The sequence below is a fragment of the Tenebrionibacter intestinalis genome (assembly GCF_016632365.1).
In the GTDB taxonomy this organism is placed as follows: domain Bacteria; phylum Pseudomonadota; class Gammaproteobacteria; order Enterobacterales; family Enterobacteriaceae; genus Tenebrionibacter; species Tenebrionibacter intestinalis.
Genome location: NZ_JAEPBH010000067.1, coordinates 1 through 10678, shown reverse-complemented (window position 1 = coordinate 10678; position 10678 = coordinate 1). Strand labels below are relative to the sequence as shown.

Sequence of the window (10678 nt, the reverse complement as noted above, 5' to 3'; positions counted from 1 at the left end):
TGGTTTATTAGTGCTGAGTTTGTGGGGATCCCTCAGCGCTTTGGCGGGTTTTTTTATTTCCGGAATATCCCTTTCTTTTAATTGCTCGTATTCTTAAGCAGGAACAGGAGAGGAATAATGTGGCTGATTGACCAATGGGCCGAACGTCATATTGAAGAAGCCCGTCAGCGCGGTGATTTTGATAATTTGCCCGGCGCAGGTAAGCCGTTGACGCTTGACGATGATTCGCACGTTCCCGCTGATTTGCGTGCGGGCTACCGGCTTTTGAAGAACGCAGGTTATCTACCGCCGGAGCTGGAAGCGCGCAAAGAGGCCCTGGCGATTGTCGATTTGCTAAAGGCCGTTCATGAAAAGCATCCTGATTACCCGGTCCTGAATAAACGATTAACCCTGCTGGAGCTGCGCTTGAAACAGGCAGGGCTTAGTACCGACTTTTTACATGGGAAGTATTCGATTAAATTGATCAAACGCATGACTGAGGGATAGCGTATGTACCGTATCGGACAGCTTGCGAAGCTGGCGGAGGTTACGCCAGATACCGTTCGTTATTACGAAAAGTTAGGGATGATGTCGCATGATATTCGCACCGAAGGCGGGTTTCGACTTTACAGCGACGAGGATTTACGGCGCCTGAAGTTTATTCGCCGTGGCCGCCAGCTTGGGTTTACACTGGAAGCGATAACGGAACTTTTATCAATTCGCGTCGAACCTGAACGACACACTTGCCAGGAATCAAAAAGTATTGTCCAGGCGCGGTTAATCGAAGTTGAAGAAAAAATAGCTGAGCTTCAGGTAATGCACAGCTCGCTACAGCGGTTAAATGACGCCTGCTGCGGGTCGGCCCACAGCAGTGTATATTGCTCGATTCTGGAGGCGCTGGAGCAGGGGGAACGTTGATTTTTTTTAAATGGAATAATACACTTGCCGCGTTTTCAACCGTGAAGGAAAGATGATGAGTACCTATAAACATACCCGGGGCAAAATTCAGCATAATGCGCTTGAAGCTCTTTTACACGATCCACTGTTTCGCCAGCGTGTTGAGAAAAACAGGAAAGGAAAAGGAAGTTATCAGCGAAAAGCGAAACATGGCGGTAAGGGTTTTCAGGAGGCCAGTGGTAAACAAGCGATGCGCTTTTTTTCCACTGGCCTTCTGTTTTGCGCTCTTTAATCAGGCGCGTGTATTGCGCTCTTTTAGTAAGTCGCGGATTTCACTAAGCAATTGTTGGTCTTTTGTCGGGCCGGCAGCGGGGGCTTCCTGCTTTTTATATAATTTATTCATCAATTTGATCGCCATAAAAATTGCCAGTGCGACAATGACAAAATCAAAAATATTCTGAATAAACATACCGTAATTCATCACAACAGCCGGCACGTCGCCAGCCGCCGGGCGTAGCGTCCAGGAAAATTGTTTAAAATCAATGCCGCCTATCAGCAACCCGAGAGGAGGCATAATAATGTCTGCGACCAGTGAAGAAACAATTTTGCCAAAAGCCGCGCCGATAATCACGCCTACAGCCAAATCAACCACATTTCCGCGCATTGCAAATTCGCGAAACTCTTTAAAAAAGCTCATTTTTACTGACTCCATGTGAAAATTTAACGCTGTAAGTCTAACAAATAGTACATTATTTGCCATCTTCACCTGAAGAAAGCAATGCGATCAATAACTTGAAGCTAAAAGGGTTTTGTTAATCAAAAAACTCGGGCGTGGGGTAATTTCGCCCGAGATGTTTAGAGGAAGAAGGGGCTTGGTTGAAAAAGACGCTCTACATCAGAGACAAACTTCTTGTCAGTTAAAAACATGATGACATGATCGCCCTGCTCAACGCGTAAATCGTCGTTTGCGATCATGACGTCATTGCCTCGAACAATGGCGCCAATAATTGTGCCTGGGGGCAGCTTTATTTCGCTGATAACGCGGCCTACCACCCGCGACGTGCTTTCATCACCGTGCGCTACGGCTTCAATAGCTTCGGCTACGCCGCGGCGCAGGGATGATACGCCAACGATATCAGCTTTACGTACGTGGCCCAGCAGTGCGGATATGGTTGCCTGCTGCGGTGAAATCGCGATATCGATAACGCTGCCCTGCACCAGGTCTACGTAGGCCCGACGCTGAATCAGCACGATTACCTTTTTGGCGCCCAGGCGTTTGGCCAGCATGGCTGACATAATATTCGCTTCATCGTCGTTGGTGACGGCGATGAACAGATCAACTTGTTCGATATTTTCTTCCGCCAGAAGCTCCTGATCGGATGCATCGCCGTAAAAGACAATGGTATCCTGCAACATTTCAGCTAATTCGGCGGCGCGCTGTTGGTTACGCTCAATCAGCTTCACGCTGTAATCTTTTTCCAGCCGGCGCGCCAGGCCCGCGCCGATATTACCGCCGCCAACCAGCATAATGCGTTTATAAGGTTTTTCCAGACGCTGTAATTCGCTCATCACGGCGCGAATATGCTGGGAGGCGGCGATAAAGAACACTTCATCGCCGGCTTCAACAATCGTCGAACCCTGAGGGCGGATAGGTCTGTCGTGGCGAAAAATAGCTGCAACGCGGGTATCAATGTGAGGCATGTGATCGCGCATGGTGGAGAGCGCATTGCCCACCAGAGGCCCGCCGTAATACGCTTTAACGACCCCGAGGCTAACCTTACCTTCTGCGAAGTTCACTACCTGGAGCGCGCCGGGATACTCAATCAGACGATAAATATTGTCGATGACGAGCTGCTCAGGCGCGATCAAATGATCAATAGGCACAGCTTCAGGCGTAAAGATCCTCTCTGCATCACGAACATATTCCGGAGCCCGGATACGGGCGATACGGCTGGGCGTGTTAAATATTGAGTAGGCTATCTGGCAGGCAATCATATTGGTTTCATCTGAGCTGGTTACGGCAACCAACATATCCGCGTCATCCGCACCCGCCTCTTGCAACACGCATGGATGAGAACCGTGGCCCTGTACAACGCGCAGATCAAACTTATCCTGCAGGTTACGCAGGCGATCGCCGTTTGTATCAACCACAGTGATGTCGTTATTTTCACCCACCAGATTTTCCGCCAGCGTGCCGCCCACCTGGCCGGCGCCGAGAATGATTATCTTCATGACGTATCGCTTTGTTATGCTCTGATATCCAACCGTATAGCGGTCAGCCCTTGATTAGCTTAGCGTAAAAGAAGCCGTCGCCTTCCTGCGCTGAGGGGAGAATTTGAATGCCCGGCCTTTCCGGCGTACCGGTCTGAACAAGCTTTGCGTCGGCGTGGCGTTTGAGAAAACCCGCAATCTGTTCGCAATTTTCTTGCGGCAAAACAGAACACGTAGCGTATACCAGCGTACCGCCCGGCTTCAGGCGTGGCCAGATAGCGTCTAAAATTTCCTGCTGTAATTGCGCCAGTTCAGCGATGTCGCTGTCGCGACGCAGCCATTTGATGTCAGGATGTCGGCGTATGACGCCGGTGGCGGAACAAGGCGCATCAAGCAGGATGCGATCGAACAGGCGATCGCCACACCACGTTTCAGGGAAGCGACCGTCACCGGCTTTAATCTCTGCCTCCATCCTCAGGCGAGTCAGGTTTTCATATACGCGCTTAAGTCGCTGGGGGTCTTTATCCACTGCCAGTACGCTTGCCTGGGGCGCTGCCTCAAGTATATGCGTCGTTTTACCACCCGGGGCTGCGCACAGATCGAGAATTGCTTCTCCATTTTGTGGCTCCAGATAAACCATACAGCCTTGTGCGGAAGCATCCTGTACGGTGACGTCGCCTTGCTCAAAACCGGGAAGGGCATGTACGGGTAGAGGGGTTTCCAGGCGTACCGCATCGGGATAGCGTGGGTGCGTATGGCCCTGCGCGCCCTGCGCCTGTAGCCGCTTTAACCACTCATCGCGGCTGCCATGCTGACGATTGACGCGTAGCCACATAGGGGGACGCTGATTACTGGCCTCAATAATGCTTTGCCATTGCTGTGGGTAGGCTTTTTGCACGCGCGCCAGCAGCCAGCCGGGAAACAACCACCGGCAATCGTTATGCGCGGCCAGACTCAGTAGCTCATCCTGCCGACGCTGAAAATTGCGCAAAACGCCGTTAACCAGCCCTTTAAACGGCATTTTTTTCAGCGCAACGGCGCCCTCAACGGTTTCAGCCAGCGCCGCGTGTGGGGGGATGCGGGTATAAATGAGCTGATAGAAGCCGACCATAATAAGGTAATGCAGCGAACGCTGTTTACCGGTCAGCGGGCGCGACATCAACTGACCTGCCAGCCATTCAAGCTGCGGTAGCGTGCGTAGTACGCCAAAACACAGTTCCTGAAGCAGGGTTTTGTCCTTATCCGGGACTTTTTGCTGTAGCGGCGGCAAAACGTTGCTCAGGGATTGCCCCTGTTCAACCACTTGCTCAATAGCCTGCGCTGTAATGCTGCGAAGATTGATGTTTTTTTTCATGGTTACAGGCAGGGGGTTGACCCTGCATAAAATAAAAATACCCGGATAACCGGGTGAGGAGATGCCTGCTTCAGGCAATCACATTGCCAGGCGTAAACCACTCGCGGCGCGAATTGAGTAAGTCCTGCGCTGACATAGCCTTTTTACCAGCAGGCTGGAGGGTTTCAAGGTTCAGAATGCCATCGCCTGTGGCGACCTGGATGCCGTGCTTACCTGTTTCGAGAATAGTACCCGGTTGCGCCGTTGATTGATTTTTAATCGCTGACGCGCGCCAGACTTTTACAGGCTGTTCTTCAATCATGAAAAAACTCACAGGCCAGGGATTGAAGGCGCGGATGCAGCGTTCAAGCTGAACGGCAGGGAGTGACCAGTCAAGGCGGGCCTCGTCCTTACTCAATTTTTCCGCATAGGTTACCTGCATTTCATCCTGGACTACAGGCGTCGCGCTACCATCTGCAATCTGGCTGAGCGTGGCAAGCAGGCCCTGTGGACCCAGTACCGCCAGCTTATCGTACAGCGTTGCGCTGGTATCTTCTGGCGTAATCGGGCAGGCTAATTTATGCAGCATATCTCCGGTATCGAGCCCTGCGTCCATCTGCATAAGGGTCACGCCCGTTTCTGTATCACCCGCCCATAACGAGCGTTGAATAGGCGCCGCGCCGCGCCAGCGAGGCAACAGCGAACCGTGTACATTAATACAACCAAAGCGTGGCATATCGAGCACGGCTTTCGGTAAAATTAAACCGTAAGCCACAACAACCATAATATCAGCCTTCAGCCCGGCAACTAGCTGCTGGTTTTCCGCAGGACGCAGCGAGGCTGGCTGGAAAACAGGAAGATTGTTTTCCCCGGCAAGCACTTTGACCGGGCTGGGCATAAGCTTTTTGCCACGCCCGGCAGGGCGATCAGGTTGAGTGAAAACACCAACAACCTGGTGTTCAGACGCAAGCAGCGCGTTAAGATGGCGCGCTGCAAAGTCTGGAGTGCCTGCAAAAATAATGCGTAAAGATTCGGACACGTTAATCCCTGTTGTTTAGCCTGCTGTACGTGCTTTCATGCGATCCAGCTTTTCGACCTTCTGGCGAATGCGCTGTTGTTTTAGCGGTGACAGATAGTCAATAAACAGCTTGCCCATAAGGTGATCCATTTCATGCTGAATACAGATAGCCAACAGGCCGTCAGCTTCAAGTTCATAGGGCGCGCCATCACGATTGAGCGCACGAATTTTCACGCGTTCCGCTCGCGGCACCAGCGCGCGTTGTTCCGGGATGGACAGGCAGCCCTCCTCAATTCCTGTCTCGCCGCTTTGCTCCAGCAATTCAGGGTTGATCAACACTAAACGCTCATCGCGGTTTTCTGAAACGTCAATAACGATAATGCGCTGATGAATGTTTACCTGCGTTGCGGCCAGCCCAATACCTTCTTCGGCATACATCGTTTCGAACATATCATCGACGATTTGCTGAATCTCTGCATTCACTTCTTTAACCGGCGCTGCGATTTTGCGTAACCGCTCGTCGGGAATATGTAATACCTGCAAAACTGCCATATTTATCCAGTGGTGTATTCAGAAGTTAAAAAGTTTATATCCCCTATTCTAGACAAATCCCCCTTTGATTGACAGCATCACCGGTCAGAGGTAAGACGTGAGACAGCGCCTTCGGCAGGGAGTTTTCGGTGCGTTCAGAAGAGTTTTGGCTGCGCTTAATGGCTGTTCAGGGACTTTGTGGTGAAAAGATGCAAAAAGCAGCCGAGCAGCATATTGATGTAGGGTGTAATGTCGCCAGCAGCCTGATTTTTGCGAAATTAAATGAAAATCAGCAAAAGCAGTTTTACGCCGTTTGTGAAACAGCGCTGGAACGTGCGGAGCGTTGGCTATCGCAGGAAGGCAACCACCTCTTAACGTTAAAGGACGATAATTACCCTGTGGCGTTAAGGGCGATTCCCTGGTTTCCCGGCGCGCTGTTTGTACGTGGTAATATTGATCTCCTTTCCACAGTACAACTGGCCGTAGTAGGCAGTCGCACGCATACCTGGTATGGCGAACGTTGGGGACGCATTTTTACACAGGCGCTTGCGGCCGCAGGGCTGACGATTACCAGTGGTCTGGCGCTTGGAATTGACGGCGTGGCCCACCGGGCCGCGCTTAGCGCGCGGGGAAAGACGGTGGCGGTGCTGGGGAGCGGCATGGCGGCTTTACATCCCCGGCGCCATCGCCAACTGGCTGAAGATATTGTTAACGGCGGCGGTGCGGTCATATCTGAATTTACTTTAGAGACGAAACCCTGGCCTGCCAATTTCCCCCGGCGTAACAGAATTATTAGCGGTTTATCTCGTGGCGTGCTGGTTGTTGAAGCAACTTTACGCAGCGGCTCTCTGATTACCGCACGTCACGCCCTGGAGCAGGGAAGAGATGTGTTCGCTATACCGGGGGCGGTAGGCGCGCCCGGTAGCGAGGGGCCGCACTGGCTTATGAAACAAGGCGCTGTGCCTGCCACATCGCCGGATGATATTCTTGAGTATTGGCAAAATGAGCTGAGCGGGTCTGGAAACGGGGCGGGCAATGTGAATAATTCCCCGGATCCGGAGGAACCGCCATTGCCATTTGCAGGGCTGTTGGCTAACGTAGGAGATGAGGTTACACCTGTTGACGTCGTCGCTGAACGTGCCGGCCAACCTGTGCCATTGACGGTAGCGCAGCTACTTGAACTGGAGTTAGCAGGGTGGATCGCAGCTGTACCCGGCGGCTATGTCCGATTAAGGAGGGCAGGCCATGTTCGACGTACTAATGTATTTATTTGAAACTTACATCCACAACGACGTTGAGTTGCATGTCGATCAGGATAAGTTGACGCGCGATCTCACTGATGCGGGTTTTGAGCGTCAGGATATATATAACGCGCTGCTCTGGTTGGAAAAGCTGGCTGATTATCAGGATGAACTTGCTGCGCCGATATCGTTAGCCGCCAGTCCTCTTTCTGTGCGTATATACACTCCCGAAGAAAGTCATCGCCTGGATGCAGGTTGCCGTGGTTTCCTGTTATTTCTCGAACAGATTCAGGTGCTGAACCTGGAAACACGCGAAAGGGTGATTGAACGCATTATGGCGCTTGATACCGATGAGTTTGATTTGGAAGATCTGAAGTGGGTTGTGCTGATGGTGTTGTTTAATCTACCGGGGTGTGAAAATGCTTATCAGCAAATGGAAGAACTCCTTTTTGACATTAACGAAGGCGCAATGCACTAACTGCGGTTGCGGTATAGTGCGTAACTGATATTGATTATGACAAAGGCTGTACTTTTTGAAGTGCGCAACACCGAACGCTGCCCACAGTGTGGGGCAGAATTAGTTATACGTTCCGGAAAACATGGACCTTTTCTCGGCTGTTCTCATTACCCTGAATGTGACTATATTCGCTCGCTGAAAAGCCAGGCGGATGGACATATCGTTAAAGCGCTTGAGGGGCAATTGTGTCCTGAATGTGGTGAAACGCTGGTATTACGCCAGGGGCGTTTCGGGATGTTTATTGGTTGCAGCCATTATCCTGAGTGCGGCCATACTGAGTTGGTCGATAAACCAGATACAACGACAATGGCATGTCCGCAGTGTCGTAAAGGCCGCCTGGTACAGCGTCGTTCGCGCTATGGTAAAACATTCCATGCCTGCGATCGTTACCCGGACTGCCAGTTTGCGGTCAACTTTAAACCGGTAGCGGGCGAATGTGCCCAGTGTCATTATCCGCTACTTATCGAAAAGAAAACCGCGCACGGAGCCAGACTTTACTGTGCGAGTAAACAATGTGGAAAGCCGGTATCGGCCCAACAAGCCTGTGAAGAATGACCTTTCTGTAACAACGATTGAGGAGATTATCGCCCTTCTCAACCAACAACGTGTTATCGCTTATCCTACGGAAGCTGTTTTCGGCGTTGGCTGCGATCCTGATAGTGAGATTGCTGTTGGTCATTTGCTTATGCTTAAGCAACGTCCAGTTGAGAAAGGGTTAATACTGATTGCCGCCAACTTTGAACAACTTAAACCCTATATTAACGACACCGCGCTTACAGAAGTGAGGCGGCGCGCGGTATTCGCATGCTGGCCCGGGCCTGTTACTTTTGTTTTTCCTGCGCGAGCGACCACGCCCCGCTGGCTTACCGGCCGCTTTGACACGTTGGCTGTACGCGTAACGGCGCATCCACAGGTTGTGGCATTATGCGAAGCATATGGTAAGCCGCTGGTCTCAACAAGCGCCAACTTAACTGGTCTGCCGCCATGCCGTACGGCGCAGGAAGTGGTATCGCAGTTTGGTTTAGATTTTCCGGTTCTTCCAGGGGAAACCGGCGGCCGCCAGAATCCTTCAGAAATTCGGGATGCCTTAACCGGCAAGCTCATTCGTCAGGGGTAAAATAATGGATACATTCGCCGTTTTTGGAAACCCGATTCAACACAGTAAATCCCCTTTTATTCACAGCCTGTTCGCGCAGCAGCTCAATATTGAACATCCATATGGCCGCATTCTGGCGCCTTTGGATGCGTTTATCCCCACTCTGGATGCCTTCTTCAACGCTGGAGGCAAAGGCGCCAATGTCACTGTGCCGTTTAAAGAACAGGCCTTTTTGCGAGCCGATGAGCTTACTGAGCGAGCTACGCTGGCAGGCGCCGTTAATACCATGAAACGGCTGCATGATGGACGATTGCTGGGGGATAATACGGATGGCATTGGCCTGCTTAGCGAGCTTGAGCGGCTGCATCATATACGTCCGGGCGCTCGGGTTTTGCTGTTGGGGGCGGGCGGCGCGGCGCGAGGGGTTATACTACCGCTCTTATCGCTGGGTTGCCCGGTCACCATTGCTAATCGCACATTTCCACGCGCTCAGGCGCTGGCAGCGCTTTTCAGACATACGGGAAGTGTCAGAGCGCTGACATTAGACGCGCTTGCGGATCACGAATTCGACCTGATAATTAATGCGACCTCAAGCGGGCTAAATGGTGATGTACCAGCCATCCCTTTGTCGCTGCTTAACCAGCGTGTGCATTGCTATGATATGTTTTATCAACAAAAAATTACGCCGTTTTTAGCAATGTGCGTGCGGCATGGCGTTCAGCACTATGCCGATGGTGTAGGGATGCTGGTAGGGCAGGCGGCGCATGCCTTCCTGCTGTGGCACGGCGTACTACCGGAAATCCAACCTGTTATCGAGGCACTTAAGCGGGAAATGGCGTCATGAATCAGTCTGTCCACTTTCCTGACCGCGAGTGCTGGGATGAACGCCGACAGGCAGTTTGCTTCCCGGCGCTGGTGGGGGGGATGCAGCTCACTTGCGCAATTAAAAGCGAAGCGTTACAGATACGCTATGGCGTTAATGCTGTGGCCCCCCTGGCGCTGTTCCGTCAACATCGGTGGGACCTGGAAGAAGAGGCGCAGCAACGTATACGTAATCAGGAAGATGATGAAACCGGCTGGCTTTGGTTACCCTGATACAAATAATCGTTTTTCCAGCGAACATAATTACTGGCGGAATATTTTAATCCCTCCCGTTCTTCTGGCGTTAACTGCCGTGCTTTTTTAACAGGGCAGCCCAGATAAAGCCAGCCGCTTTCAAGGCGTTTACCTGGCGGAACCAGACTCCCGGCGCCAATCATAACGTCATCTTCCACTGTTGCGCCGTCAAGGAGGATGCTACCCATTCCAACCAGCACGCGATCGCCAATCTTACAACCATGAAGTATGGCTTTATGCCCCACGGTGACGTCTTCACCGATAATTAACGGATAGCCGTTTGGATTAGATGGAGATTGATGTGTGACATGCAATACGCTGCCGTCCTGAATGTTTGAACGCGCCCCGATGCTGACGTAATTAACATCGCCGCGTATAGCAACCAGCGGCCAGACGCTGACGTCATCAGCCAGACGCACATCGCCGATAACGACGCTGGTGGCATCTATCATGACGTATTGCCCAACGGCAGGAAAACGATCCTGGTAAAAGCGCAGCACTTCAGCCATAAAACACCTCTATTATCACTGCATAAAAAAAGACAGTGGCCGCTTTTAAGAGTGGCTGCAAGGTTAAAATGTGAAAAATAGCCTGATTTTGCGCAGGAACACAGCGGGAAGGGTGAAAAATCAACAATTGAAAGAAAAGATCAAAAAAAGCCTTGTGCAAAAAAATGGGATCCCTATAATGCGCCTCCGTTGACACGGCAGCAGGCAAAATCAGCCGCCGGGTTGGCAGA

Annotated in this window: 16 protein-coding genes; 9 read left to right on the top strand and 7 right to left on the bottom strand. The window is 51.6% G+C overall.

Translation table 11 applies throughout. The annotated features are described in order from the left end of the window. Positions 1 to 117: 117 nt before the first annotated feature. From JJB97_RS16935 to JJB97_RS16925, 3 genes are read left to right on the top strand one after another with little or no spacing between them, the layout of a single operon-like run. Positions 118 to 486, top strand: coding sequence for a DnaJ family domain-containing protein (locus JJB97_RS16935; protein ID WP_238715266.1), 369 nt, complete (start codon positions 118 to 120; stop codon positions 484 to 486). Positions 487 to 489: 3 nt separating this feature from the next. Continuing rightward, on the top strand, positions 490 to 897 hold the full coding sequence (gene zntR / locus JJB97_RS16930) for a Zn(2+)-responsive transcriptional regulator (RefSeq protein WP_238715264.1): 408 nt from the start codon (positions 490 to 492) through the stop codon (positions 895 to 897). A gap of 55 nt (positions 898 to 952) precedes the next feature. Then, entirely contained in the window at positions 953 to 1168 is a 216-nt protein-coding gene (locus tag JJB97_RS16925; RefSeq protein ID WP_238715262.1) for an alternative ribosome-rescue factor A, read from the top strand. Here the strand turns inward: JJB97_RS16925 and mscL are convergent, their stop codons facing one another. The 5 genes from mscL to def form a co-directional block, all read right to left on the bottom strand. Further along, positions 1169 to 1573 (bottom strand): large-conductance mechanosensitive channel protein MscL, encoded by a 405-nt coding sequence (mscL, locus tag JJB97_RS16920; protein WP_238715270.1) that lies wholly within the window; start codon positions 1571 to 1573, stop codon positions 1169 to 1171. 158 nt (positions 1574 to 1731) lie between these two features. Continuing rightward, a complete protein-coding gene (trkA, locus tag JJB97_RS16915) occupies positions 1732 to 3108 on the bottom strand; it encodes a Trk system potassium transporter TrkA (RefSeq protein WP_238715260.1) in 1377 nt (458 codons plus the stop codon). 43 nt (positions 3109 to 3151) lie between these two features. Further along, positions 3152 to 4441 (bottom strand): 16S rRNA (cytosine(967)-C(5))-methyltransferase RsmB, encoded by a 1290-nt coding sequence (gene rsmB / locus JJB97_RS16910; RefSeq protein ID WP_238715258.1) that lies wholly within the window; start codon positions 4439 to 4441, stop codon positions 3152 to 3154. 70 nt (positions 4442 to 4511) lie between these two features. After that, positions 4512 to 5459, bottom strand: a complete 948-nt coding sequence (gene fmt, locus JJB97_RS16905) for a methionyl-tRNA formyltransferase (protein WP_238715256.1) — start codon at positions 5457 to 5459, stop codon at positions 4512 to 4514. A gap of 15 nt (positions 5460 to 5474) precedes the next feature. Further along, positions 5475 to 5990, bottom strand: coding sequence for a peptide deformylase (def, locus tag JJB97_RS16900; RefSeq protein WP_238715254.1), 516 nt, complete (start codon positions 5988 to 5990; stop codon positions 5475 to 5477). A 128-nt stretch (positions 5991 to 6118) separates the two neighbouring features. On the opposite strand from def, the gene dprA reads away from it, so the two are divergent. Genes dprA through JJB97_RS16870 form a run of 6 tightly spaced genes read left to right on the top strand, consistent with a single transcriptional unit; the run spans position 6119 to position 9918 of the window. Further along, on the top strand, positions 6119 to 7243 hold the full coding sequence (gene dprA / locus JJB97_RS16895; RefSeq protein ID WP_238715252.1) for a DNA-protecting protein DprA: 1125 nt from the start codon (positions 6119 to 6121) through the stop codon (positions 7241 to 7243). Beyond that, a complete protein-coding gene (smg, locus tag JJB97_RS16890) occupies positions 7215 to 7688 on the top strand; it encodes a DUF494 family protein Smg (protein WP_238715250.1) in 474 nt (157 codons plus the stop codon). The genes dprA and smg overlap by 29 nt, the downstream gene beginning before the upstream one ends. Before the next feature lie 36 nt (positions 7689 to 7724). Beyond that, positions 7725 to 8282 (top strand): DNA topoisomerase family protein, encoded by a 558-nt coding sequence (locus JJB97_RS16885; protein ID WP_238715248.1) that lies wholly within the window; start codon positions 7725 to 7727, stop codon positions 8280 to 8282. Continuing rightward, positions 8272 to 8844, top strand: coding sequence for an L-threonylcarbamoyladenylate synthase type 1 TsaC (gene tsaC, locus JJB97_RS16880; protein WP_238715268.1), 573 nt, complete (start codon positions 8272 to 8274; stop codon positions 8842 to 8844). Before JJB97_RS16885 ends, tsaC begins: the two co-directional genes overlap by 11 nt. A 4-nt stretch (positions 8845 to 8848) precedes the next feature. Beyond that, positions 8849 to 9667, top strand: coding sequence for a shikimate dehydrogenase (gene aroE / locus JJB97_RS16875; protein WP_238715246.1), 819 nt, complete (start codon positions 8849 to 8851; stop codon positions 9665 to 9667). After that, entirely contained in the window at positions 9664 to 9918 is a 255-nt protein-coding gene (locus JJB97_RS16870) for a DUF1488 family protein (RefSeq protein WP_238715244.1), read from the top strand. The genes aroE and JJB97_RS16870 overlap by 4 nt, the downstream gene beginning before the upstream one ends. Here JJB97_RS16870 and JJB97_RS16865 read toward each other — a convergent pair. Continuing rightward, positions 9879 to 10448: a gamma carbonic anhydrase family protein gene (locus JJB97_RS16865; protein ID WP_238715243.1), complete on the bottom strand. Its 570-nt coding sequence runs from the start codon at positions 10446 to 10448 to the stop codon at positions 9879 to 9881. The genes JJB97_RS16870 and JJB97_RS16865 overlap by 40 nt on opposite strands. Beyond that, positions 10441 to 10678 (bottom strand): hypothetical protein (locus JJB97_RS16860; protein ID WP_238715241.1); only part of this gene is annotated, 238 nt, incomplete at its 5' end. The genes JJB97_RS16865 and JJB97_RS16860, both read right to left, overlap by 8 nt.

Excerpts from the sequence above, each read along its gene's own strand:
- JJB97_RS16935 (WP_238715266.1), top strand. The coding sequence starts at position 118 with ATGTGGCTGATTGACCAATGGGCCGAACGTCATATTGAAGAAGCCCGT.
- zntR (WP_238715264.1), top strand. The coding sequence starts at position 490 with ATGTACCGTATCGGACAGCTTGCGAAGCTGGCGGAGGTTACGCCAGAT.
- JJB97_RS16925 (WP_238715262.1), top strand. The coding sequence starts at position 953 with ATGAGTACCTATAAACATACCCGGGGCAAAATTCAGCATAATGCGCTT.
- mscL (WP_238715270.1), bottom strand. The coding sequence starts at position 1,573 with ATGAGCTTTTTTAAAGAGTTTCGCGAATTTGCAATGCGCGGAAATGTG.
- trkA (WP_238715260.1), bottom strand. The coding sequence starts at position 3,108 with ATGAAGATAATCATTCTCGGCGCCGGCCAGGTGGGCGGCACGCTGGCG.
- rsmB (WP_238715258.1), bottom strand. The coding sequence starts at position 4,441 with ATGAAAAAAAACATCAATCTTCGCAGCATTACAGCGCAGGCTATTGAG.
- def (WP_238715254.1), bottom strand. The coding sequence starts at position 5,990 with ATGGCAGTTTTGCAGGTATTACATATTCCCGACGAGCGGTTACGCAAA.
- smg (WP_238715250.1), top strand. The coding sequence starts at position 7,215 with ATGTTCGACGTACTAATGTATTTATTTGAAACTTACATCCACAACGAC.
- JJB97_RS16885 (WP_238715248.1), top strand. The coding sequence starts at position 7,725 with ATGACAAAGGCTGTACTTTTTGAAGTGCGCAACACCGAACGCTGCCCA.
- aroE (WP_238715246.1), top strand. The coding sequence starts at position 8,849 with ATGGATACATTCGCCGTTTTTGGAAACCCGATTCAACACAGTAAATCC.
- JJB97_RS16870 (WP_238715244.1), top strand. The coding sequence starts at position 9,664 with ATGAATCAGTCTGTCCACTTTCCTGACCGCGAGTGCTGGGATGAACGC.
- JJB97_RS16865 (WP_238715243.1), bottom strand. The coding sequence starts at position 10,448 with ATGGCTGAAGTGCTGCGCTTTTACCAGGATCGTTTTCCTGCCGTTGGG.